Origin of the sequence: Zhengella sedimenti (genome assembly GCF_046506625.1) — a bacterium.
In the GTDB taxonomy this organism is placed as follows: domain Bacteria; phylum Pseudomonadota; class Alphaproteobacteria; order Rhizobiales; family Rhizobiaceae; genus Zhengella; species Zhengella sedimenti.
On record NZ_JBKFFP010000006.1, the window covers coordinates 1 to 22,564 of the forward strand.

Sequence of the window (22,564 nt, forward strand, 5' to 3'; positions counted from 1 at the left end):
GCGTCGACGGCGGCCATCAGCTCGCGGATCGCGTCCTCGCCGATCTTCTTGTCGCTGTCTTCAAGAGCGGCAAGCGCAGAACCCTTGATGATCGGAATGTCGTCGCCCGGGAACTCGTAGCTCGAAAGAAGCTCGCGCACTTCCAGCTCGACCAGTTCCAGAAGCTCCTCGTCGTCGACCTGGTCGACCTTGTTCAGGAACACCACGATCGCCGGAACGCCGACCTGGCGGGCCAGAAGGATGTGCTCGCGCGTCTGCGGCATCGGGCCGTCGGCGGCCGAGCACACCAGGATCGCGCCGTCCATCTGCGCCGCGCCCGTGATCATGTTCTTCACGTAGTCGGCGTGGCCGGGGCAGTCGACGTGTGCGTAGTGACGGTTCTCCGTCTCGTACTCGACATGCGCCGTCGAGATCGTGATGCCGCGCGCCTTCTCTTCCGGAGCCGCGTCAATCTGGTCATACGCCTTGAACTCGCCGAAGAACTTCGTGATCGCGGCCGTCAGAGACGTCTTGCCATGGTCAACGTGGCCGATCGTGCCAATGTTCACATGCGGCTTGTTGCGCTCGAATTTACCCTTCGCCATCGATATGTCTTCCCGTGATGATTTGGCTTGCTTACCCGGCGGCCCGGAACGATGAGTGCGCCAAATAAGGCTTTAACGGTTTGGACGCAAGCTTCAATTTGGCTTGGCCCGGGCTCTTTTCGAGCTTTGCCGCGCCGCAGGACCGGCCGGACTTGAAAACCGCCATCGCCGCCTGCATCTGATTGCCGTTCGCATCAATGGAGCCACGCGATGATTGCCGCGATTCGCCGCGCCGTCACCTCCCCCCTCTTCGACCAGGCCATCATGGCCATCATCGTCGTCAACGCCGTGACCCTGGGCCTTGAAACCAGCGCGAGCGCCATGGCTGCCGCCGGCGGGTTGCTGAAGACGCTGGACCAGATCTTTCTCTGGATCTTCACCGTTGAACTGTCGTTGAAGCTGCTCGTCCACGGCCGCCAGTTTCCGCGCGACCCCTGGCGGATCTTCGACCTCGCCGTGGTCGCCATCGCGTGGATTCCCGCCGCCGGGCCATTATCCGTGCTGCGCGCGCTGCGCATCCTGCGCGTCCTGCGGCTTGTCGGCATGGTGCCGTCGCTGCGCCGGGTGATCGGCGGCCTGCTTGCCGCCCTGCCCGGTATGGGCTCGATCATGGGCCTGCTCGCCCTTGTCTTCTACATCTTCTCGGTCATCGCCACGAAGCTGTTCGGCGCGTCATTTCCCGAATGGTTCGGTTCGCTCGGCGCCTCGGCCTACACGCTGTTCCAGGTGATGACGCTGGAAAGCTGGTCGATGGGCATCGTACGCCCCGTCATGGAAGCGTACCCGGCGGCCTGGCTCTTCTTCATCCCGTTCATCGTGGCGACCACCTTCACCGTCCTGAACCTGTTCATCGGTATCATTGTCTCCGCCATGCAGTCCGAGCACGAGCAAAGCGCCGCCGAGCAGCGCGAAACGCTGCATGCCGATCAGGAGCAGATGCTCAATGAAATCCGGATGCTGGCAAGCGAGGTCAAGGCGTTGCGCGAACAGGTTTCGGCGCGGCGATCCGCCGATACGGCCGATTGACGTCCTGGAGGGAGACTGGAGCGGGTAGCGGGAATCGAACCCGCATATTCAGCTTGGAAGGCTGCTGCTCTACCATTGAGCTATACCCGCACATCTGCCAGGCCGGTGGTGGAGGGGGCTGGATTCGAACCAGCGTACGCATAGCGAACGGATTTACAGTCCGTCTCCTTTAACCACTCGGACACCCCTCCGGAACCGGTCCTGAGGCAGAGCCACGAGGCATTTCGCAAGACCAGCAAGCGTCTGGAAAACCTTCGCCGCCGAACCGCGAGTGGCCTTATGGCGATTGCGTCCAAGCCTGTCAACCGGGCCGGATGCATTCTCGTGCGGATTTTTTCCCGGCCGCGGCAAACCCCATAGGCAGCGCCGGCGGGCGCTGATAAAGGAACCCCCATGAGCGATGACGACAAATCTTCCCGCAGCGACCGCGACAGCCATTACGCCAAGCTGCGCCGCGCCCACCGCGATGCCAAGAGGGGCGGCCCGCCGCCCCGCCGCAAGCCGGCGCCGGTGGCAGGCGACATGCCGGACGACGGCCTCGTGCGCCTGTATGGCCTCCATACCGTGCGCGAGGCGCTGGCCAATCCTGCGCGCCGTTGCGAGCGGCTGCTGGCAACGCGCAATGCCCTCTCGCGCCTCGGCGTGGAAGACGAAAAGGCCCTGCCCTTCCCAGTGGAAATCGTGGAGCCGAAAATCATCGACCGCATCACCGGTTCCGAGGCCGTCCACCAGGGCGCATTGCTCGAGGTTCGCCCGCTGGACTCCAAGCCCCTCGACGCCCTTGGCGACACAAGGCTTGTCCTCGTCCTCGACCAGGTCACCGATCCGCACAATGTCGGCGCGATCATGCGCTCGGCGGTCGCCTTCGGCGCGGGTGCGCTCATTACCACGGCGCGCCACAGTCCCGCCGAAAGCGGCGTGCTGGCCAAGTCGGCCTCAGGCGCGCTCGAACACATCGACCATATCACCGTGCGCAACCTTGCTGAGGGACTGGAGACACTGGCCGCGGCCGGCTTCCAGACGATCGGGCTGGATTCGGACGGTCCGCTGGAACTGGAAGCGACGCTCGCGGGCGGGCGCATCGCCCTGGTGCTCGGCGCCGAAGGCAAGGGCTTGCGCCAGAAGACGCGCGACACCGTCACTGCACTGGCACGCCTCGACATGCCGGGAGCCATCCGCTCGCTCAACGTCTCCAACGCCGCCGCGATCGCCCTCTACGCGGCCACGCGGCACCTGTCGGCCACCCCCTGACTGCCTGCCGCGCAGGCACATTGCCCAGGATGCAGGCAGACGCCGCGCAATCGCGATGGTGCGAACCGGCCGCGCCGCAGCGACGCCAACTGGCTTGCCTTTTGCTTTGCAAAATCGTGAAATGGTTCAGCCAAGCCTGATACTTGAAGGCCGGATTGGAAGGAGGGCAGCGTTTCCGTGACAGCGTTCGACGAGATGCGAAAGGACGAGACAACCCGCTGGCCCTACCTGAGCTACGATGACTGGTACGCGCGCCAGACCGCCGAGGACCTGAAGCGCAAGAGCGCCGACGCCGAGCAGGTCTTCCGGCGCACCGGCATCACCTTCAACGTCTACGGCGAGGCGGAAGCAGCCGAACGCCTGATCCCCTTCGATATCGTTCCCCGCATCCTGTCGGGTGCCGAATGGCGCCGCCTGGCCCAGGGCATCGAACAGCGCGTCGTCGCCCTCAACGCCTTTCTCGACGACATCTACAACCGCCAGGAAATCGTCAAGGCCGGCCGCCTGCCGGTCGAACTGATCGCCCGCAACAAGGCCTTCCTGCCCGAAATGCTCGGCATGAAGCCCCCGGGCGGGGTCTATACCCACATCATCGGCACCGACATCGTGCGCACCGGCGAGCATGATTTCTACGTACTGGAGGACAATGCGCGCACGCCGTCCGGCGTCTCCTACATGCTGGAGAACCGCGAGACGATGATGCAGCTTTTCCCCGAACTGTTCCGCGACATCCGCGTGCGCCCGGTTGAGAACTATCCCGAATTGCTGCGCCGCTCGCTGGAGGCGGTCGCCCCGCCGGTCTGCGACGGCCCGCCCACGGTCGCCGTGCTGACGCCCGGGATCTACAATTCGGCCTATTTCGAACACGCCTTCCTTGCCGACCAGATGGGCTGCGAACTGGTGGAAGGCTCGGACCTGCGCATCGAGAACGGACGCGTGGCGATGCGCACGACGGCCGGATACAAGCCGATCGACGTCCTCTACCGCCGCGTCGACGACGATTTCCTCGATCCCCTCACCTTCCGGCCCGATTCCGCGCTCGGCGTCGCCGGCATCATGGATGTCTATCGCGCCGGCGGTATCACCATCGCCAATGCGCCGGGCACCGGCATTTCCGACGACAAGGCGATCTACTCCTACATGCCGGAGATCGTCGAATTCTATACCGGCCGCAAGGCGATCCTTCCCAACGTGCCGACCTGGCGCTGTTCGGAGGCCGACAGCCTGTCCTATGTGCTGGAGCATCTGGGCAGCCTCGTGGTCAAGGAGGTGCACGGTTCCGGCGGTTACGGCATGCTGGTCGGCCCGGCTGCCAGCAAGAAGGAACGCGAGGCGTTCGCCGCCAAGCTGAAGGCCAATCCCGCCAACTACATCGCGCAGCCGACCCTGGCGCTGTCCACCTGTCCCATCCTGACCGAAAAGGGCCTTGCGCCGCGCCATGTGGACCTGCGCCCCTTCGTGCTCGTCTCCGACCAGGTGCGCATCGTGCCGGGCGGACTGACGCGCGTGGCGCTGAAGGAGGGCTCGCTCGTGGTCAATTCCAGCCAGGGCGGCGGCACCAAGGACACCTGGGTACTGGACGACTGACATGCTATTGGGACGCACCGCCAACGGCCTCTACTGGATGCACCGCTACATCGAGCGGGCCGAGAACATCGCCCGCCTTGTCGATACCGGCCATCACGTCGCCCTGACCGGCGACGGCGACCAGATCGATTCGTGGACATCCATCCTGCAAAGCGCCGGCGCTGCAGGCGCCTTCCAGGCGGTGCACGGCCAGGTCGACGCGCAGAAGGCGATCGACTTCATGCTGCGCGACGAATCGAACTCCTCCTCGGTGCTGCAATGCTTCGAGACCGCGCGCAGCAATGGGCGCATGGTGCGCACCGCGCTGACCCGCGAGGTGTGGGAGAACATCAACACCGCCTGGATGAACCTGAAGGCGGCCCTGTCCAGTCCTGTCGACGAGAAGCGGCTTCCCGAACTGCTGAACCTGATCAAGCGGGAAACCGCGCTCATCCGCGGCGCCTTCGTCGGCACCATGCTGCGCGACGAGCGCTTCGATTTCGCCCGCCTCGGCACGTTCATCGAGCGGGCCGACAACACCGCGCGCATCCTCGACGTGAAATACTACGTGCTGCTGCCCGGTACTTCCTGGGTCGGATCGGCGCTGGATACCCAGCAGTGGGAATCGATCCTGCGCTCGGTCTCCGCCCACCGCTCCTACCGCTGGGTCTATGACGTGCGCTACAAGCCGGCCAACATCATCGACTTCCTTGTCCTCAATCCGCGCATGCCGCGCTCGCTGGCCTTCTGCGCCACGAACATCGTCGACAACCTGGACTATCTCGAACGCGACTACGGTGTGCGCCATGCCTGCCACGACACCGCCGGGGAAACGCTTGCCCGGCTCAAGGCGACATCGGCGGCCGACATCATCGACAAGGGACTTCACGAATTCCTCATCGAATTCATTTCCGGCAACAACAAGCTCGGCAACGACATCGCCGACGCCTACCGTTTCTATTGACCGCCATGCGACTGACGATCCGCCATCACACGGAATACCTCTACGACCGGGCAGTGCCCTATGCGCTGCAGCGTCTGCGCCTTGTCCCGCGTGACGACGCGGCCCAGACGGTCGCGTCCTGGACGCTGGACATAACCGGCGGCCTGGTCGAGGCGCGCTATGTCGACGGCTACGGCAACGAAACCTGGCTGGTCAGCGCCCGCGACGGCACCGACCACCTGTCGATCGAGGCCACGGGCGTGATCGAGACCCGCGACACTTCCGGCGTGCTCGGGATCAACAGGGGCCCCGCGCCACTCTGGCTTTACGTCGGCCCCACCACGCTGACGGAACCCGACGAGGCCATCCTCGCGCTGGCCGCCGAGACAGGCGGGCGCGGCGATCTCGACGGCCTTCACAGGCTGATGCACCTGATCGCCGACCGGGTCGCCTACCAATCCGGCCGGACGAGTTCCGTCACGACCGCGGCCGAGGCGCTCGCCGGCGGCCAGGGCGTCTGCCAGGACCACGCCCATGTGTTCTGCGCCGCGGCCCGGACCATGGGCGTGCCCGCGCGTTACGTGTCGGGCTATCTCTACATGGAAGGCAGCGAGCAGCAGGTCGCCAGCCATGCCTGGGCCGATGCCCATGTCGACGGGCTGGGCTGGGTCGGTTTCGACTGCGCCAACCGGATGTGCCCGGACGAGCGCTATGCGCGCATCGCCCATGGCCGCGACTACACCGAGGCCGGCCCCGTCTCGGGCATTCGCTTCGGCCACGCCGAAGAAACGCTTGCGGTCAACATAAACGTGGAGCAGTAATCGCAGCGTGTGCAATCACGCACGGACCGATTCCCGCCATGACCTATTGCGTCGCCCTGAAGATGAAACGCGGCCTGGCCTTCATGTCCGACACGCGGACAAACGCCGGCGTCGACAACGTGTCAGTCATGCGCAAGATGTTCTCCTGGGAGGTCGAGGGCGAACGCTCCATCGTGCTCCTGTCGGCCGGCAACCTGGCCACGACCCAGGCCGTTGTGAGCCTGCTGGACGAGCGCTCCAAGGCACCCGGCGAGCGCCGCTCCACCCTGCTCGACACGCCCTCGATGTTCCAGACCGCCCGCCTTGTCGGCGATACGCTGAAGGAGGTGATCGCCTCCACGGCCCAGGGCGGCCAGAAGGCGGAATCGACGTTTCATGCCAATTTCATTGTCGGCGGACAGATCCGGGGCAGCGAACCGCGCCTGTTCATGATCTACCCGGAGGGCAATTTCATCGAGACGAGCGACGAGACGCCCTTCTTCCAGATTGGCGAGCACAAGTATGGCCGGCCCATCATCGTGCGCGCCTATGATCCGGAGATGACCTTCGCGGAAGCCGCGAAGCTGCTGATCGTGTCCTTCGATTCGACCCTGCGCTCCAATCTTTCCGTGGGCATGCCGCTCGACCTGATGTTCTATGACAGGGACAGTTTCCGGCTTCGCCAGCGCCACCGCTTCACCGCCGACGACCCCTACTACCGGACGATTTCGGAAGGCTGGTCGGAAGCGCTGCGCGCAGCCTTCGCCCGCTTGCCCGATTACGACCAGGCGTGACAGCGCTGCCCCACCAAAATGCTTGCAGCCCGCGCCGATTGTGGTAGGCATGGCGCCAGCGCCCTTGTAGCTCAGTTGGTAGAGCACCTGATTTGTAATCAGGGGGTCGGCGGTTCGAGTCCGTCCGGGGGCACCAAGGCTTTCAATGACTTGAGCGTGCTTCGAACCGATCCGGCCGGGTTCCGGAGTCCAGATGCGTGGCGGGATCCGCCACTCGAACTCCGGCCGATATCCGCTTTCCGGATGTGACGTCGCCAGGCCGGCAGCCCCTTCGGCCACAATCCGGTTCCTCACTGCCCACCGGTTACACACTCCACCGCTTTGGCAAAGGCGCGCGGAGCGTTTTTTCCAAGAACCGTCCGCTTCAGCCGGAACTGTTCGCACCGGTTTCAAGTTGTCTGTCAGCAAAGGCCATCGGACGCAGGGATCCTCGAAGTGCGGGAGCCATCAAGCACGACAGATGCCGGCCACACCTCCGCGTCGGGGTCGCTCCAAAGTGTACCGGTTTTGCGTCCGGAACGACGCGGAGATGACGAGACAGGGCATTGGACCGATCCAAGGAAAACCGGAAATGCCCCGGCGCAGGCCATCTCGCCATCTCATGGCGGTGCTGCGCCGCTGACCATCAGGCCTCGACAGGAGAACCCATGACCAAGACATCCAAGCCCATTACCGAGGAACAGCCTTCACCTGGCGAACACGGCGACACCCAAACGCGAAAAAAGCCAAACCCGTCCAAGCCGGTCACGGAAGAGCAACCGCGTACCGACACACGAAGGGAAAGCCGGGATAGCTGAGTTGCATAACTCGCCGGTCTGCGCCGTGAACTTCACGGATGTGAATTGCGCGCGGACGGGTCCGCAACCCGCCCCTCAGACGCCTTCGATGGCGGTGAACCCCTCGAACTGGGGCGGCCCCTTGTACATCACCTTGTGCTGGCCGGCATTCTTGTGGGCATTGCGGAAGTTTTCCGATTTCGTCCAGGCAAGGAAATCCGCCTCGCTCTTCCAGATCGTGTGCGACGCGTAGAGGCGATAGCCCTCCGCCTCGTTTTCCGGGCCACGCAAGAGGTTGAAATCGACGAATCCGTCCATCTCGTGAAGCGTGGACTTGCGGTTCTTCCAGATGGCCTCGAAGGCGTCCTCGCAACCCTTTTCGACCTTGAACCGGTTCATGGCGATGAACATGGGGTGGTTTCTCCTTTCAGATGCGCAGCGGTGAGAGAACCTTTGCTTGACCACGCCGCAAGACGCAACAACCGGCCTCGGGCAAGGTTGGTCCGTCACCATGGCGGTCAGACCACCGGAACGTCCAGACAGACGCGACACTTGCCATGACGATTCCCATCCGCTCCGCCGATCAGGCACTCAAGAAGGCAGCCGGGCTGATCCGGAAGGGCGACCGTCCCGGCGCGGAAGCCCTCTATGCGGCAATCCTGGAGCGCTTTCCGGAAAACCGGCGGGCCGCCGATGCCCTCGCCGCCCTGCGGACCGTCCGGCCGAAAACGCCGGTGCTTGATCGCGCCACCGCCGAATCCGTGCTGGCGTTATGGCGCGCCGGACGCACAGGCGACGCACTGGCGCGCGCGCAGGCACTCCTCGTCCGGTTCCCGGACACAGCCTTCCTGCACACGTTGTGCGGGGCCTGCCACGCCGCTGCGGGGGCGCCCTTGCTGGCACTGGAAGCCCATCGCCAGGCTCTTGCGCTGGCGCCGGGTGTGGCCGGCCATCACAACAATGTCGGCGATGCGCTCAACACGCTCGGCCATCATGGTGAAGCCGTTGCGCATGTGCAAAGGGCACTCGCCCTGCAGCCGGATTTCCCCGAGGCGCTGAACAACCTCGGCAACGCCATGATCGGCTTGAACAAACCGCTGCAAGCCATTGCCTTTCTGGAGAAAGCCCTGGTACTGCGGCCCGGTTTCGCCGAAGCCCTGAACAACCTCGGCATTGCCTTGTCCGCACTCGGTCGCCATGAGGAGGCCATCGCCCGGTACAGGGCCGCCTTGCAGGCCAGGCCGGACTATGCGCAGGCCTGGCGCAACCTTGCCAACGAGATCCGCTTCGGCGCGGGAGATCCGTCGATCGCGGTCATGGAAGAGGCGCTCGCCGCCGCGACCAGCGACAGCGACCGCATGCACCTCACCTTTGCCCTCGGCAAGGCGCTGGATGACAGCGGCGACCCTGCGCGCGCCTTCGCATTCTTTGCCGAGGGCAACCGGATCGCCCGCATTGGCGCCGGAGACGTGATGGCGGAACACCACGCCCTGTTTGCCCGTATCCGCGGCCAGTTCGCGCAGGGCATGCCCGCACCGCTCGATGTGCCGCCCGGCCCGCGCCGGCCCGTTTTCATCGTCGGAATGCCGCGGTCGGGAACGTCGCTGGCAGAGCAGATCCTCGCCAGCCACGCGGACGTGTACGGCGCCGGTGAATTGCAGGCCCTGAGGCTGGCCGTCGCGCCGGCGCTTGCGCAAGGCAGCATCAGCCAGGACGGGATCGCAGCGATCCGGCGAAGCTACCTTGACCAACTCGCGGCACTTGACACGGACCGGCCCGTCATCGTCGACAAGATGCCGCTCAATTTCCGCTGGATCGGCCATGCCGCCGCCGCCCTGCCCGAGGCCGTCTTCATCCACACCCGCCGCGATGCCGTGGCGACAGGCTGGTCAGTCTTCCGGACCTTCTTCCCGGCCCGCGGGCTGGAATTCTCGTTCGATCTCGCCGATATAGCGGCCTATACGCGCCTTCACGACGATCTCATGGCGTTCTGGAAGGAGCTCCTCCCCGGCCGCATTCACGAATTGGACTACGAGGCGCTGACCGAAAACCAGGAGGCGCAAACCCGCCGCCTGCTGGATATCTGCGCCCTGCCCTGGGACGACGCATGCCTGCGCTTCCACGAAACCGGGCGCAGCGTGCGCACCGCGAGTGCGGCACAGGTACGCCAACCGCTCTACAGGGGCAGTTCACAGGCCTGGCGGAAATACGAGCCCTGGCTGGGTCCGCTCATTGACGGTCTTGCCTGATCGGGCGGGTCTTCCCCGCGGGCAACCGGCCCGGCAGCGTTCTGCCGGGCCGGGAGCTTTCTTACTTCAGGTCGCCCGGCAACAGGGCTTCCGGCATGTTCTGGTAGCTGACGGGGCGCAGGAAACGCCGGATCGACAGCGTGCCGACCGAGGTGGCGCCGAAATTCGTCGAGGCCGGGTAAGGTCCGCCATGCACCATGGCGTCGCACACCTCCACCCCCGTCGGGAAGCCGTTGGCGAGGATGCGGCCGGCCTTGCGTTCCAGCACCGGCATCAGCGCCTGGCCATGCGCCGTGTCGCCCTCATCCATGTGGATGGTGCAGGTCAGCTGGCCATGCAGCGAGCGCGCGATCTTGAGCATCTCGTCGAAATCGGAAACGCGCACGATCAGGCCGAGCGGGCCGAACACTTCCTCGCCCAGCGCCTCGTTCTCCAGCCATTCCTTGCCCGTGGTGGCGAACAGGTAGGGCGTGGCGTTGCGCAGGTCGCACATGCTGGTGAGCACTTCCTGAACGCCCGCCGTCCCGGCGATCCGGTCGCGGCCGGCGCGATAGGCCGCGGCAATGCCGTCGGTCAGCATGGTTTGCGCGCCGACGGGCTCCAGCGCCGCCGTCGCCGCCTCGATGAAACCATCCGCCTCCGGTCCGTCGAGGACAACGCAGATGCCGGGATTGGTGCAGAACTGCCCGGCGCCCATGGTCAGCGAACCGGCCCAGCCCCTGGCGATCTCGCCGCCGCGCGCCTTCATGGCTTCTGGCAGCAGGAACATCGGGTTGACCGAGCCCAGTTCGCCAAAGAAGGGGATCGGCTCGGGCCGCTGGGCGCACAGGTCGAACAGCGCCCGCCCGCCGGCCAGCGATCCTGTGAAGCCCACCGCCTTGATCAGCGGATGCTGGACAAGTGCCGTGCCGACGTCGCGCTTGCCGCCCTGGATGAGCGAGAAGACGCCCGGATGGAGGCCGCAGGCCTTGATCGCCGCGTCAATGGCCTGGGCGACGATCTCGCCCGTGCCCGGATGCGCCGAATGGCCCTTGACCACCACGGGACAACCGGCCGCCAGTGCCGCCGCCGTGTCGCCGCCCGCCGTCGAGAAGGCCAGCGGGAAGTTGGAGGCGCCAAACACGGCCACAGGGCCGATCGGCCGCTGCACCAGCCTGATGTCGGGCCGCGGCAGCGGCTGGCGGTCTGGCAGCGCCTCGTCATGGCGCCGGTCGAGATAATCGCCCTTCAGGATATGGCTTGCGAAAAGGCGAAGCTGGCCGGTCGTGCGCCCCCGCTCGCCGTTGAGGCGCGCTTCCGGCAGGCCGGTTTCCTGCGTGCCGATTTCCGTGATGGCCTCTCCCCGCGCCTCGATCTCGTCGGCGATGGCGTTGAGGAAGGCGGCGCGCTCTTCGCGCGAGGAGTAGCCGTAGGACCAGAAGGCTTCTTCCGCCGCCTTCGCCGCCCGGTCCACCAGATCCGGCGTGCCCACGGCGAAATCGTGCGCCGGCCCGTGCGCCGGTTCCGAGGTGAACGTGGTTTGCGTGGCGACCCAGTCGCCGGCAACGAGGTGCTTGCCTGTCAGCATTTCAAAGTGTCCCTGTGTTTGCGTTTCAGGCGTCGAGACGGAAATCGGTATCCGCGATGCCCTTGAACTGTCCGTCGACCAGATAGGTGTAACCCGCTCCGGGATCCGCGGCGCGTTTGGCTTCCGAATACCCCTGCCAGGCCGTTGTCACAAGGAGTCGGTCCAGTCTGCCCCCGACAAAGCACGGACAACTGGTTTGTCCGGCGGGTATTTCATAGGTCGCCACGAGCGAACCGTCGGGCGCGAAGCCGGAGACCGAGCCGCCGCCCCAGGCCGCGTTCCACAAGACCCCCTTGGCATCCATGACGGAACCGTCGAACCATCCGCCCAGCGGCAGGTCGCTGCCTTTGAGGAACAGTTCCGGCTCGCCCCTTGGCATGCCGGTTTCGGGATTGAGCGCGACCCGCCAGACCTTGTTGGCGCCTGTATCGGCGAAATGCCCGACACTGCCGTCGGGCGAGAAGCAGATCGAATTGGGAATGGAGATACCGTCCCAGAGCCGCCGCACCGCGCGCCCGTCCGACCAGTAGATCGCGCCGGCCGCCCGTTCGGCCGTCTTGCTCATCGTGCCGATCCAGAGCCGGCCCGAGGGATGCACCCGCCCGTCATTGGAACGGTTGGAGGGCTTGTCGGCCTCCAGTGCCACCAGCAGGTCCAGTGCGCCCGACTCCACGTCGCGCAGATAGAGCCCGTCCTCCATGGCCAGCATCTGGCGGTGATCGTCGATGCGCGCGATGACCGACCCCATGCGCGGCAGCTCATGGGCGACCGTCTCGCCGGAGGCAAAACGGTGCTCGTGCAGCCGGCAACCCACAATGTCGAACCAGAAGACCTTGTCACGCATCCGGTCGTAATGCGGTCCCTCGCCCAGTTCGCAGCAGTCCGAAGCCAGCTTCACCGTATTCGCCTTGACGATGGTCATCGCGCGTCCCTCCCGCCTTATTTGCCCCACTTGAGCGCAAGGATGTCCAGGTCGCGCGCCAGTTGCAGCAACCGCTCGCGCGTACGCGACGACATGGGCTTGAGCGGGTGGCGCACGTGGTCCGAACCGATCACGCCGCCTTCCTTCATCACCACCTTGGCCGCGCGAAGCCCGCATTGCCGGTTTTCGTGGTTGATGAGCGGCAGGCAGCGCGTCCAGTGCGCCAGCGCGGCATCCTTGTTGCCGGCCAGGTGTTCGGTGACAATCGGCTTGATCCGGTCGGGGAACATGGCCGAGGTCATGCTGCCCGTGCAGCCGGCATCCAGGTCGGCCAGCAGCGTCACCGCCTCCTCGCCGTCGAACGGTCCCGCGATGTGCTCGCCGCCCGCCTCGATCAGCGCCGCCAGCTTGTCGGCGGCAAACGGCACCTCGATCTTGAAATAGGAGACGTTTTCCAGTTCGCGCGCCATGCGCACCAGCAGATCGACCGGCAGCGGCGCACCGGACAAGGGCGCATCCTGCACCATGATGGGTATGGAAATGGCGTCGCTGACCGCCTGGAAATGCTCGAAAATGCCCTGCGCCGCGGGCACCAGTCCGACGCCGTGGTAAGGCGGCATCATCATGACCATGGATGCCCCCATGGCCTGTGCATCGCGCGCGCGGCGCACGACGATATCCGTGTAGAAATGGCTGATCGTCACGATCACCGGCACGCGGCCGGCGGCATGCTCCAGGCTCAGCTTCATCAGCGTTGCCCGTTCATCGTCGGACAGCAGGAACTGCTCGGAATAATTGGCGAGGATGCAGATGGCATCGACACCCTGGTCGATCATGCAGTCGATGACGCGCTTCATGCCTTCCGTGTCGAGGCTGCCGTCGTCGTGGAAGGGTGTCGGCGCGACCGGAAGAATGCCGGAAAGCGGGGTTTTCATCTGTCATGTCCTCTCTGCGAAAAGGTGCCGCCAGCGCATGGAAGCGGCAAGGAGTTGGTCGCGATGCGGCCCTGCCGGCCTGAAAAAAGTCATCGCACCGCACCGTCACAGGCGGCGACAATGGCCTGCGCCCGTTCGCCAACGGTCGCGGCATCGTCGCCCGGCCGGTAGAGCGCCGAACCGATGCCGAACCCGGCAGCGCCTGCAGCCAGCCAGTCACCGAAATTATCTGCCGATGCGCCGCCCACCGCGAAGACCTCGACATCCGGCGGCAGCACCGCCTTGATCGCTTTCAATCCGTCCGGTCCGGCAAGCGATGCAGGGAACAGCTTCAACGCCTTCGCGCCGGCCCGGATCGCGGCAAAGCACTCCGTCGGGGTAAAGACGCCGGGCATGGAGACCATCCCGTGCTCCAGTGTGCGCGCGATCACCGCAGGCTCGCAATTGGGCGAGACGACAAGGCGCCCGCCCGCACCGCGCACATGGTCAACCTGTTCGGGAGTCAGCACGGTCCCCGCACCGATCAGCGCCCGGTCGCCGAAGGCGCCGGCCAGGCGGGCGATGCTGTCCAGCGGATCGGGCGAATTGAGCGGAACCTCGATCATGGAAAAGCCGGCCTCGATGAGCGCCGCGCCGATATCCACCGACTCGTCCGGACGGATACCCCGCAGGATGGCCACAAGTCTTCGCATTATCCCTCACCCCCGCCAAGGGCCGCCCGCACGGCTGTGAGGCCAGCCAGCGTCAACGCCTCTCCGTCTTCCGGCACGGCTTGCGCACCGGCGATATCCATGGCTTGCGCATAGCGCGCGACAAGCGGTCCCGCGCCAACGACATGGACCTTTCCTGTCTTCCGGTAATCGCGCATCGCCGCGAGTTCCGCGCCGATCAGCAAGCCGGAAAGGCGCGCCCGGCACACAGCCGGCGACGCCTCGTCGAGCAGCGCCATGGCCCGCACCGAGAACAGCGCCGCCGTCAACGTTTCGGGTGCGGCGATCATCTCGCGCACCGCAGCGGCAAACGCCGCCTCGTCATGCCCGTCGCCCGCGGCCGAATGGCGCAGCACGGAATGTCCGGCCATGAGCGCGAACATCTCGCCCGTCATCACGGTGGAAAAGGCGGTCACCCGGCCGCCGGCCAGCCGCACCCATTTGCTGTGCGTGCCCGGCATGCAGACGATGCCATCGCTGACACCGATGGCCGAGACGAGGCCTGCCAGTTGCGTTTCCTCGCCGCGCATCACGTCGGCAGGATCGTCCTGGCAGATGCCCGGCACGATCTTGACCGCGATACGCCGGTCACGCGTGGAGACGGCGGTCAGCCCCGTGCCGCTCGCCGGCCTGCATGGCGCCTTGCGGTAGGCAGCTTCCTTCCAGCCCTGGCGTGCGCCGGCCATGCCGCAGACGATCACGGGCACCGGCTTTTCCCGCCCGTCAAGCCAGCCGTCCGCCAGGCGAAGCAGCGCATCCTCGTAGGCGTCCGGCCCGGACAGGGTGCCCATGCCTTCCGGCGACGAGACCCGATCCAGCACCCGGCCCTTTGCATCGAGCGCCCAGACGCGCAGCGCACTGGTGCCCCAGTCCACCGCGATCCAGTCCAGTCCGGCCATTGTCTCTTTCTGCGGCATCGTCCTACTCGATGAACGGTTCGACGGTCACGCGCCGGCCGAGCAGGAAGGCGTCGGCCACATGCGCCATCGGCGTCAGATCCATGTCGATGCCGCCTGCGCGCACCAGCGCGGCCATCCTGGCGTAAAGCCGGGCATATTCGCCGCCCAGCAACGGATTGCTGCCGTCTCCCTTATCCTCTGGTGCCGCCGACGCTGCCTGCAGCGTTCCGTCGACGGAAAGCTCCGCCCCGCCTTCCAAAAGGACCAGCAAGCCTTGATCCGTTTCAATCTCGATGGTCCAGATCTGTTCGCCCTGCTGCCGGAAGTCCATCTCCGCCGTCACTGTCCCCTGCGGGTGATGGAATGCCACATTCGCGGCAATCGGCGTCTCGCAGTTCTCCGGAAAGAACAGCTCTGCGCCGGTCACGTGGATCGGGTCGGCCAGGATCTCTGTGACGATGGACAGCGCGTTGATGCCCGGATCGAACACGCCGAGCCCGCCGGCCTGCCAGATCCACGCCTGGCCCGGATGCCAGCGCCGGACATCCTCCTTCCACACCACGCGCAGGCTCTTCAGCCGCTTGTCCTTGAGCCAGGCCTTGGCTGGCGCCACCATGGCCGCCTCGCGCGAATGCCATGTGGCATAGATCGACACGCCTGCGTCGCGCGCCATGGCTTCCAGCGCGTGCGCCTCCGAAAGCGATGCGCCGGGCGGCTTCTCCAGCATGACGTTGCGCCCGGCCCGGATGGCTTGGGCGGCGAAGTCGAAGCGCGGCACCGGCGGCAGGCAGAGCGACACGGTTTCGATATCCGGCCGCTCGGCCAGAAGCTGCGCGAAATCGCGATAGGAGGGCACGCCCTCGACCTCGCCTTCCCGCGAGAAAGTCGCAGCCAGTTCCCACTCGGGCGATGCAGCGATCATCGGCACATGCTGGTCGCGGGCAATCTTGCCGATGCCCAGGAGGGCGATCTTCATGGTCATGCGATAGCGTCCTTGTCGTTTCAGTGCCGCCGGCCTGCCGTGGCTGGCGGCACGCCGGTCAGCCCTGCTTCTGCTTGTTGTAGACGTCGAAGATGACGGCTGCGAGCAGCACGAGGCCCTTGATCATCTGCTGGTAATCGATGCCGATGCCCATGATCGACATGCCGTTGTTGAGCACACCCATCAGGAAGGCGCCGACCACCGCGCCGATGATCGTGCCGACACCGCCGGACATGGATGCCCCACCGATGAAAACGGCCGCGATCACGTCGAGTTCCAGCGCGAAACCGGCCTTCGGTGTGGCGGTGTTCAGTCGCGCCGCAAAGACGAGGCCGGCGATGGCCGCCAGAACGCCCATGTTGACGAAGGCCAGGAAGGTCAGCCGCTCCGTCTTGATGCCCGACAGCTTGGCCGCCTTCTCATTGCCGCCCAGCGCATAGACCCGCCGGCCGATGACCGTCTTTTCGGTGATGAAGGCGTATATGATGGTCAGCACGCCCATGGTCAGCAGCACGTTCGGCAGGCCGCGGAAGGTCGACAGCTTGTACATGATGAAGATCAGCGCGAAGGCGACGATGGCATTGCGCGCGATGAAGAAGCTGCGCGGTTCGTCCTCGATGCCATAGGCCTTGTTGCGCGCCCGCTGGCGCAGGCCGAGCCAAAGGATGACCGCCACGATGACGGCGCCGGAAAACAGCGCCAGAACATTGACCTTGCGCGCGTCGAAAAGGCCGGCCAGGCTCTCGCCCATTCCCGCGGGGAAGATGTCCGGCACGAAACCGTTGGCGATGACCTGGAACTCGCGCGGGAACGGGCCGACCGACTGGCCTTCCAGCAGCCAGAGCGAGAGCCCGCGAAAGACCAGCATGCCTGCCAGCGTGACGATGAAGGACGGGATCTTCCAGTAGGCCACCCAGTAGCCCTGTGCCGCGCCGATGAGCCCGCCTGCCACGATGCAGGTGATGATGGTGACCGACACCGGCTGATCGAAATTGACGATCATCACCGCGGCCAGCGCGCCGATGAAGCCCATGACCGAGCCGACCGACAGGTCGATATTGCCCGACACGATGACGATCAGCATCCCGAGCGCCATGATGACGATGTAGGAGTTCTGCAGCAGGAGGTTGGTGATGTTGACAGGCTTGAGCAGCGTTCCGTCCGTCACGATCTGGAAGAACACCATGATCGCGATGAGCGCGAACAGAAGGCCGTATTCGCGCATGTGCCTGACAAGATAGGCCCCGATGCCCATGGGTTTTGCCTTTGGTGCGGCAGCTTCGCCGCCGGAGCCGTGAACCGAGTCCATCGATACTGCCTCCCCTTAATCCGTGACGATGAGCGACATGATGCGCTCCTGGCTTGCTTCCGCCGCATCCAGTTCGCCGACGAATTCGCCCTCGTTCATCACATAGATGCGGTCGCACATGCCCAGCATTTCCGGCATTTCCGAAGAGATCATCAGCACGCCCTTGCCCTGCGCCGACAGTGCGTTGATGATGCCGTAGATCTCGAATTTCGCACCCACGTCGATGCCGCGCGTCGGCTCGTCGAGGATCAGCACTTCCGGTCCGGCGAAGAGCCACTTCGAAAGCACCACCTTCTGCTGGTTGCCGCCCGACAGGTTGACCACCTTCTGGAACACCGACGGCGTGCGGATGTTCATGGCGCCACGGTAGTTCTCCGCCACGCGCGTTTCCGCCGATTCCGAGATCACCCCCCGGGCCGAGACCGCCGGAAGGTTGGTCAGCGTGATGTTGCGCTGGATCGTCTCTTCCAGCACCAGGCCGAGCGACTTGCGGTCCTCGGTGACATAGGCAAGCCCGGCCGCGATCGCCCGGTCGACACGCGAGACATCCGCGGGCTTGCCGCGAATGAACACCTCACCGGAAATGTTGCGGCCGTAGGACCGGCCGAAAATGCTCATCGCCAGTTCGGTCCGCCCTGCCCCCATCAGCCCGGCTATGCCGACGACCTCGCCGGCCCGCACAGTCAGGCTCGCGTCGCGGATCACCTGCCGGTCGGCATGTTCGGGATGCCAGACGTTCCAGCCGCGCACCTCGAAGATGACCTCGCCGGCGCGCCGCTCGCGCTCCGGATAGCGGTGCGCCATGTCGCGCCCCACCATGTCGCGCACGATGCGGTCCTCCGTGATCGCCTCGCGGCGGGCGTCGAGGGTGGAGATGGTCGTTCCGTCGCGGATCACCGTGACACGATCGGCGATGCGGCGCACCTCGTTGAGCTTGTGGCTGATGATGATCGAGGTCACGCCCTGGCCTTTCAGTTCCAGCAGCAGGTCGAGCAGCGCCTGGCTGTCGCTCTCCGAAAGCGCTGCCGTCGGCTCGTCGAGGATGAGCAGGCGCACGTCCTTGGACAGCGCCTTGGCGATCTCGACCAGTTGCTGCTTGCCGACGCCCAGCTTGTCGACAAGCGTGCCCGGCGGCTCCGACAGGCCGACCTTCTTCAGAAGACCCTCGGTGAGCCGGAAGGTCTCGCGCCAGTCGATCATGCCGCCCCTGGCGCGTTCGTTGCCGAGGAAGATGTTCTCGGCGATGGACAGCAGCGGGACCAGCGCCAGTTCCTGGTGAATGATGATGATGCCGACGCGCTCGCTGTCGGCGATGCCCGAAAAGGCAGCCACAGCGCCGTCATAGACGATGTCGCCGTCATAGGAGCCGGCGGGATAAACCCCGGAAAGGACCTTCATCAGGGTCGATTTTCCCGCCCCGTTTTCCCCGACGAGCGCGTGGATCTCGCCTTCCTCGACGGTCAGGTTGACCGTGTCCAGCGCCTTGACGCCGGGAAAGGTCTTGGTGATCGACCGCATTTCGAGCAGCGTCGCCATGGTTCGGGCCCCGAATGGATGGATGAAGCCGTGGACGTTGAACCCGCGCGGCAGGGCCGCGCGGGCGTCCGCATTCCTCAGGATGAGGACGTCACTTGATCTGGTCCATCGTGTAGTAGCCGGACCCGATCAGGATCGTCTCCCAGTTCGACGCATCGACCGCCACCGGTTCCAGCAGGTAGGAAGGCACCACCTTGACGCCGTTGTCGTAGGTCGAGGTGTCGTTGATTTCCGGCTCGCCGCCCTGCAGCAGGGCTTCCACCATGCCCACCGTGACGCGGGCCAGTTCGCGGGTGTCCTTGAAGATCGTGGAATACTGCTCGCCCGCGAGGATCGACTTGACCGACGGCACTTCCGCGTCCTGGCCGGTCACGATCGGCATCTTGAGATCGCCGGAACCGTAGCCGACACCCTTCAGCGAGGACAGGATGCCGATGGAGAGGCCGTCATAGGGCGAGAGCACGCCGTGGACCTGCTTGTCGGTGTAGTTGGCCGACAGCAGGTTGTCCATGCGCGCCTGCGCCACCGCGCCGTCCCAGCGCAGCGTGCCGACCGTGTCCATGCCCATCTGGCCCGACACGATCTCGATTTCGCCGGCGTCGATCATCGGTTGCAGCACGCTCATCGCGCCGTTGTAGAAGAAGTAGGCATTGTTGTCGTCCGGCGAACCGCCGAACAGTTCCACGTTCCAGGGCTTGGTGTCGGGGAAGCGCTCCTTCAGGCCCTGGACCAGGGACGACGCCTGCTGCACACCGACCTTGAAGTTGTCGAACGTGGCGTAATAGTCGACGTTCCCGCTGTCGCGGATGAGGCGGTCATAGGCGATGACCTTGATCCCGGAAGCCGCCGCGTTTTCAAGCGCGTTGGAAAGGGTCGTGCCGTCGATGGCCGCGATCACCAGCACGTCCACGCCCTTGGTGATCATGTTCTCGATCTGGGCAAGCTGGTTGGGAATGTCATCTTCGGCATATTGCAGATCGGTCGTGTAGCCCGCCGCCTCGAACTGCTTGACCATCGAATCGCCGTCGGAAATCCAGCGCGCCGACGATTTGGTCGGCATGGCAATGCCGACAGTGCCCTTGTCCTGCGCCACGGCCGGGCTGGCCAGGACGCCGGCGCCGATGACAAGCGACGCCATTGCGGAAATCAGTTTCCTCATCGAATTCCTCCCGAGAGAACGATGCGCGCCGCCGGCAATTTTGGGCTCCGGCATGCGCGCCCTGTTGGCGGACCGTCACGATCCGCCGGCAGGTTACGGAGCGGATGGCTTGCATTTCAATTGCGCAAATTGACATTCTGCATATCAGATTCGATAAGTCACGAAATGCAGAACCTCGCCAACCGCCTCCAGATCCGCGATTTCCGCCTTGTCCGCGCCATTGCGCAGACAGGCCAGCTCGCCCTTGCGGCCGAACAGCTCGGTATGACGCAGCCGGCCGCCTCGCGCCTGCTTGCCGCCATCGAGCGCACCATGGGCGCGCCCGCCTTCCTGCGCCATCCAAGGGGCATGACCATGACGCCGCTGGGCGAAATCCTGGCCCGCAACGCCGTTCCGCTCCTCAACGGAATGGAACAGACCGCACGCGAAGTGGAAGCGGTCGGCGCGGGCCGTGCCGGCACCATCCGCGTCGGCTCGGTCACCGGGGGTGCCGTCGCCCATGTCGTTCCCGCCATCCAGCGGCTCAAGCGCGATGCGGCCCATGCCGACATCCATATCGATGTCGCCCCCAGCGACGTGCTGATCGACGGCCTTTTGCGTGGTGACTATGATTTCGTGCTTTCGCGCGTGCCGCCGGGCACGGACGCCCGCCAGTTCATCGTCCGGCGCGGCCGGGTCGAGGTGATCCACTTCATGATCCGCCGCGATCACCCGCTCAACAACGCGCGGCCCGTGGCTCTCGATGCGCTGGAAGGCTATGAATGGGTGGTTCAGGCGCCGCACACCCCGATGCGCCAGGCCGTCGAGGAAGCCTTCATCGCAAGGGGCATTCCCCTTCCCGGCGAGATCGTAAATTCCACCTCCCTGCTCGTGATGATCGCCTATCTTGCCTCGACGGATGCCATTGCCCCGGTTTCGCGCGAGGTGGCCGACCTCATCGGCGCCGGCGGCGCGGCCAGCGGCTTCGCGCGCCTCGAACCCGCCGAACCCATCATCGTCAATCCCTATCACCTGATCGCCCGCAAGAACCATGCGCCAAGCCCGCTGGCCGCCAGGCTCTGGGACCTGATCCGCGCCGGCCTGGCCGGCGAGACGGAAGAGGACCTTGCCTGACGCGCCGCGCCATATTGGAAATCGCGCCGATTGCGGCTATGCCGTCTGGAACCGCGGCCCTGCCGCGCAACCTGGCCCAAGCGGTGAAAGGCGTCGTCCGTGTCCAAGCTCGTCTACATTCTAAACGGTCCGAACCTGAACCTGCTCGGCAAGCGGCAGCCGGAGATCTACGGCCGCGAGACGCTCGCCGACGTGGAGGCGCGCTGCCGCGAGGTGGCCGCCGGTTTCGGTCTTGAGATCCGCCTCCTGCAGTCCAATGCCGAGCACCAGATCATCGACTGGATCCACGAGGCCCGCGAGCAGGCCGGAGGCATCGTCATCAACCCGGCCGCATTCACCCATACGTCGGTCGCCATCCTCGACGCGCTCAACGCCTTCGACGGCCCCGTGATCGAGATCCACATCTCGCAGGTGCACAAGCGCGAGGCCTTCCGCCACCATTCCTATGTGTCGCACCGCGCCGACGCGGTGATGGCCGGTTTCGGCGTGGAGGGCTACGAACTGGCCGTGCGCCGCATGGGCACGCTGCTCGCCTGAGCACCGGTCGGAAGACGAGCGATCCGGATGATCATTTCAGGCCACACCCGCTTTCTCGCCCATCTCGGCGTTCCCACCGAAAGCTTCAAGGCGCCGATGATCTACAATCCGTGGTTCGAGGCGCGCGGCATCGACGCCGTCGTCGTTCCCATGGGTTGCGAGGCGGAGGATTTCGCGGCCTTCCTGCCGCTCCTGTTCCGCATGCGCAACATCGCCGGAGCGCTCATCACCATGCCGCACAAGGTGTCCGTGGTCAGTCTCCTCGATGACACAAGCACCACCGTGAAGGTCTGTGGCGCCTGCAATGCCGTGAAGCGTGACCGTTCCGGACGCCTTGTCGGCGACATGTTCGACGGCGAGGGTTTCGTACGCGGGGTGCTGGCAAAGGGCCGCGCGATCGAGGGCGTCTCGGCGCTGGTGGTCGGCGCCGGCGGCGTCGGCTCGACCATTGCAGCATCCCTTGCCGGTGCCGGTGCCGCGCGCCTCTGCGTTTTCGACACGCGCGCCGAAAGCGCCGAACGGCTGGCGGCCAGCCTGAAGGCGCACTATCCGGCGATGACCATTGTCACCGGCTCCCGCGATCCTGCGGGCCATGACATCGTGGTCAACGCCACGCCGCTCGGCATGCAGGCAGGCGACCCCCTGCCCATGGACATCGACCGCTTGGCGCCCACCACCTTTGTCGGCGAAGTGGTAATGAAACAGGAGGAAACGCCCTTTCTGGCCGCTGCCCGGGCACGCGGCTGCATGACCCAGGTCGGCACGGACATGCTGTTCGAGCAAATCCCTGCCTATCTGGAATTCTTCGGCTTTCCATCCGCCACCGCCAGTGAACTGCGCGCCCTCGCCACCATCCGCTACTGAAGGGGTTCCGGCTTCAACGGTACTGGACAACACCGCCTCGCG

Annotated in this window: 22 protein-coding genes and 3 tRNA genes; 12 read left to right on the forward strand and 13 right to left on the reverse strand. The window is 65.3% G+C overall.

The window, feature by feature from the left end:
* On the reverse strand, positions 1-584 hold a 584-nt coding region (locus ACLB6G_RS15790), incomplete at its 3' end, for a GTP-binding protein (protein ID WP_410357172.1).
* 210 nt (positions 585-794) lie between these two features.
* Between ACLB6G_RS15790 and ACLB6G_RS15795 the strand changes: the two genes are divergently transcribed.
* Complete coding sequence (locus ACLB6G_RS15795) at positions 795-1,610, forward strand: ion transporter (protein ID WP_410357173.1); 816 nt, start codon at positions 795-797, stop codon at positions 1,608-1,610.
* Between the two features lie 16 nt (positions 1,611-1,626).
* On the opposite strand, the gene ACLB6G_RS15800 is transcribed toward ACLB6G_RS15795, so the two are convergent.
* A tRNA-Gly gene (locus ACLB6G_RS15800) sits at positions 1,627-1,700 on the reverse strand.
* A gap of 16 nt (positions 1,701-1,716) precedes the next feature.
* Positions 1,717-1,801, reverse strand: a tRNA-Tyr gene (locus ACLB6G_RS15805).
* A gap of 202 nt (positions 1,802-2,003) precedes the next feature.
* On the opposite strand from ACLB6G_RS15805, the gene ACLB6G_RS15810 reads away from it, so the two are divergent.
* From ACLB6G_RS15810 to ACLB6G_RS15840, 7 genes are all read left to right on the forward strand, one after another.
* Positions 2,004-2,861 carry a TrmH family RNA methyltransferase gene (locus tag ACLB6G_RS15810; protein ID WP_410357174.1) on the forward strand — a complete coding sequence of 286 codons (858 nt, stop codon included), beginning with the start codon at positions 2,004-2,006 and terminating at the stop codon, positions 2,859-2,861.
* 177 nt (positions 2,862-3,038) lie between these two features.
* Positions 3,039-4,448, forward strand: coding sequence for a circularly permuted type 2 ATP-grasp protein (locus ACLB6G_RS15815; RefSeq protein ID WP_410357175.1), 1,410 nt, complete (start codon positions 3,039-3,041; stop codon positions 4,446-4,448).
* A 1-nt stretch (position 4,449) separates the two neighbouring features.
* Positions 4,450-5,391, forward strand: coding sequence for an alpha-E domain-containing protein (locus tag ACLB6G_RS15820; RefSeq protein ID WP_410357176.1), 942 nt, complete (start codon positions 4,450-4,452; stop codon positions 5,389-5,391).
* A 5-nt stretch (positions 5,392-5,396) separates the two neighbouring features.
* Positions 5,397-6,191 carry a transglutaminase family protein gene (locus ACLB6G_RS15825; RefSeq protein WP_410357177.1) on the forward strand — a complete coding sequence of 265 codons (795 nt, stop codon included), beginning with the start codon at positions 5,397-5,399 and terminating at the stop codon, positions 6,189-6,191.
* Between the two features lie 38 nt (positions 6,192-6,229).
* Complete coding sequence (locus tag ACLB6G_RS15830; protein WP_410357178.1) at positions 6,230-6,964, forward strand: peptidase; 735 nt, start codon at positions 6,230-6,232, stop codon at positions 6,962-6,964.
* A 60-nt stretch (positions 6,965-7,024) separates the two neighbouring features.
* Positions 7,025-7,100 (forward strand) — tRNA-Thr (locus tag ACLB6G_RS15835).
* A gap of 511 nt (positions 7,101-7,611) precedes the next feature.
* Complete coding sequence (locus ACLB6G_RS15840; RefSeq protein ID WP_410357179.1) at positions 7,612-7,761, forward strand: hypothetical protein; 150 nt, start codon at positions 7,612-7,614, stop codon at positions 7,759-7,761.
* Between the two features lie 75 nt (positions 7,762-7,836).
* On the opposite strand, the gene ACLB6G_RS15845 is transcribed toward ACLB6G_RS15840, so the two are convergent.
* Positions 7,837-8,151 carry an antibiotic biosynthesis monooxygenase family protein gene (locus tag ACLB6G_RS15845; RefSeq protein WP_410357180.1) on the reverse strand — a complete coding sequence of 105 codons (315 nt, stop codon included), beginning with the start codon at positions 8,149-8,151 and terminating at the stop codon, positions 7,837-7,839.
* 146 nt (positions 8,152-8,297) lie between these two features.
* On the opposite strand from ACLB6G_RS15845, the gene ACLB6G_RS15850 reads away from it, so the two are divergent.
* Positions 8,298-9,989 carry a tetratricopeptide repeat-containing sulfotransferase family protein gene (locus ACLB6G_RS15850; protein WP_410357181.1) on the forward strand — a complete coding sequence of 564 codons (1,692 nt, stop codon included), beginning with the start codon at positions 8,298-8,300 and terminating at the stop codon, positions 9,987-9,989.
* Positions 9,990-10,050: 61 nt separating this feature from the next.
* On the opposite strand, the gene ACLB6G_RS15855 is transcribed toward ACLB6G_RS15850, so the two are convergent.
* The 9 genes from ACLB6G_RS15855 to chvE all read right to left on the reverse strand — a co-directional run bounded on the left by ACLB6G_RS15855 (position 10,051) and on the right by chvE (position 20,008).
* Positions 10,051-11,556 carry an aldehyde dehydrogenase (NADP(+)) gene (locus ACLB6G_RS15855; protein ID WP_410357182.1) on the reverse strand — a complete coding sequence of 502 codons (1,506 nt, stop codon included), beginning with the start codon at positions 11,554-11,556 and terminating at the stop codon, positions 10,051-10,053.
* 25 nt (positions 11,557-11,581) lie between these two features.
* A complete protein-coding gene (locus ACLB6G_RS15860) occupies positions 11,582-12,478 on the reverse strand; it encodes an SMP-30/gluconolactonase/LRE family protein (RefSeq protein WP_410357183.1) in 897 nt (298 codons plus the stop codon).
* A 17-nt stretch (positions 12,479-12,495) separates the two neighbouring features.
* Entirely contained in the window at positions 12,496-13,413 is a 918-nt protein-coding gene (locus ACLB6G_RS15865) for a dihydrodipicolinate synthase family protein (protein WP_410357184.1), read from the reverse strand.
* 89 nt (positions 13,414-13,502) lie between these two features.
* Positions 13,503-14,105, reverse strand: coding sequence for a 2-dehydro-3-deoxy-6-phosphogalactonate aldolase (locus tag ACLB6G_RS15870; protein ID WP_410357185.1), 603 nt, complete (start codon positions 14,103-14,105; stop codon positions 13,503-13,505).
* A complete protein-coding gene (locus ACLB6G_RS15875; protein ID WP_410357186.1) occupies positions 14,105-15,022 on the reverse strand; it encodes a 2-dehydro-3-deoxygalactonokinase in 918 nt (305 codons plus the stop codon). The genes ACLB6G_RS15870 and ACLB6G_RS15875 overlap by 1 nt, the downstream gene beginning before the upstream one ends.
* A 22-nt stretch (positions 15,023-15,044) precedes the next feature.
* Positions 15,045-16,004, reverse strand: coding sequence for a Gfo/Idh/MocA family protein (locus ACLB6G_RS15880; RefSeq protein WP_410357187.1), 960 nt, complete (start codon positions 16,002-16,004; stop codon positions 15,045-15,047).
* 58 nt (positions 16,005-16,062) lie between these two features.
* Complete coding sequence (mmsB, locus tag ACLB6G_RS15885) at positions 16,063-17,313, reverse strand: multiple monosaccharide ABC transporter permease (protein WP_410357188.1); 1,251 nt, start codon at positions 17,311-17,313, stop codon at positions 16,063-16,065.
* A gap of 15 nt (positions 17,314-17,328) precedes the next feature.
* Positions 17,329-18,849, reverse strand: a complete 1,521-nt coding sequence (gene mmsA / locus ACLB6G_RS15890) for a multiple monosaccharide ABC transporter ATP-binding protein (protein WP_410357189.1) — start codon at positions 18,847-18,849, stop codon at positions 17,329-17,331.
* A gap of 91 nt (positions 18,850-18,940) precedes the next feature.
* Entirely contained in the window at positions 18,941-20,008 is a 1,068-nt protein-coding gene (gene chvE, locus ACLB6G_RS15895; RefSeq protein WP_410357190.1) for a multiple monosaccharide ABC transporter substrate-binding protein, read from the reverse strand.
* A 165-nt stretch (positions 20,009-20,173) separates the two neighbouring features.
* Here chvE and ACLB6G_RS15900 point away from each other — a divergent pair, with 165 nt between their 5' ends.
* The 3 genes from ACLB6G_RS15900 to ACLB6G_RS15910 all read left to right on the forward strand — a co-directional run bounded on the left by ACLB6G_RS15900 (position 20,174) and on the right by ACLB6G_RS15910 (position 22,522).
* Positions 20,174-21,121 (forward strand): LysR family transcriptional regulator, encoded by a 948-nt coding sequence (locus tag ACLB6G_RS15900; RefSeq protein WP_410357191.1) that lies wholly within the window; start codon positions 20,174-20,176, stop codon positions 21,119-21,121.
* Between the two features lie 99 nt (positions 21,122-21,220).
* A complete protein-coding gene (gene aroQ, locus ACLB6G_RS15905) occupies positions 21,221-21,658 on the forward strand; it encodes a type II 3-dehydroquinate dehydratase (RefSeq protein WP_410357192.1) in 438 nt (145 codons plus the stop codon).
* A gap of 30 nt (positions 21,659-21,688) precedes the next feature.
* Complete coding sequence (locus ACLB6G_RS15910) at positions 21,689-22,522, forward strand: shikimate dehydrogenase family protein (RefSeq protein ID WP_410357440.1); 834 nt, start codon at positions 21,689-21,691, stop codon at positions 22,520-22,522.
* Positions 22,523-22,564 lie beyond the last annotated feature (42 nt).

Coding starts and splice junctions, on each gene's coding strand:
- ACLB6G_RS15795 (WP_410357173.1), top strand. CDS start 795: ATGATTGCCGCGATTCGCCGCGCCGTCACCTCCCCCCTCTTCGACCAG.
- ACLB6G_RS15810 (WP_410357174.1), top strand. CDS start 2,004: ATGAGCGATGACGACAAATCTTCCCGCAGCGACCGCGACAGCCATTAC.
- ACLB6G_RS15820 (WP_410357176.1), top strand. CDS start 4,450: ATGCTATTGGGACGCACCGCCAACGGCCTCTACTGGATGCACCGCTAC.
- ACLB6G_RS15825 (WP_410357177.1), top strand. CDS start 5,397: ATGCGACTGACGATCCGCCATCACACGGAATACCTCTACGACCGGGCA.
- ACLB6G_RS15830 (WP_410357178.1), top strand. CDS start 6,230: ATGACCTATTGCGTCGCCCTGAAGATGAAACGCGGCCTGGCCTTCATG.
- ACLB6G_RS15840 (WP_410357179.1), top strand. CDS start 7,612: ATGACCAAGACATCCAAGCCCATTACCGAGGAACAGCCTTCACCTGGC.
- ACLB6G_RS15845 (WP_410357180.1), bottom strand. CDS start 8,151: ATGTTCATCGCCATGAACCGGTTCAAGGTCGAAAAGGGTTGCGAGGAC.
- ACLB6G_RS15850 (WP_410357181.1), top strand. CDS start 8,298: ATGACGATTCCCATCCGCTCCGCCGATCAGGCACTCAAGAAGGCAGCC.
- ACLB6G_RS15855 (WP_410357182.1), bottom strand. CDS start 11,556: ATGCTGACAGGCAAGCACCTCGTTGCCGGCGACTGGGTCGCCACGCAA.
- ACLB6G_RS15860 (WP_410357183.1), bottom strand. CDS start 12,478: ATGACCATCGTCAAGGCGAATACGGTGAAGCTGGCTTCGGACTGCTGC.
- ACLB6G_RS15865 (WP_410357184.1), bottom strand. CDS start 13,413: ATGAAAACCCCGCTTTCCGGCATTCTTCCGGTCGCGCCGACACCCTTC.
- ACLB6G_RS15870 (WP_410357185.1), bottom strand. CDS start 14,105: ATGCGAAGACTTGTGGCCATCCTGCGGGGTATCCGTCCGGACGAGTCG.
- ACLB6G_RS15875 (WP_410357186.1), bottom strand. CDS start 15,022: ATGGCCGGACTGGACTGGATCGCGGTGGACTGGGGCACCAGTGCGCTG.
- ACLB6G_RS15880 (WP_410357187.1), bottom strand. CDS start 16,004: ATGACCATGAAGATCGCCCTCCTGGGCATCGGCAAGATTGCCCGCGAC.
- mmsB (WP_410357188.1), bottom strand. CDS start 17,313: ATGGACTCGGTTCACGGCTCCGGCGGCGAAGCTGCCGCACCAAAGGCA.
- mmsA (WP_410357189.1), bottom strand. CDS start 18,849: ATGGCGACGCTGCTCGAAATGCGGTCGATCACCAAGACCTTTCCCGGC.
- chvE (WP_410357190.1), bottom strand. CDS start 20,008: ATGAGGAAACTGATTTCCGCAATGGCGTCGCTTGTCATCGGCGCCGGC.
- ACLB6G_RS15900 (WP_410357191.1), top strand. CDS start 20,174: ATGCAGAACCTCGCCAACCGCCTCCAGATCCGCGATTTCCGCCTTGTC.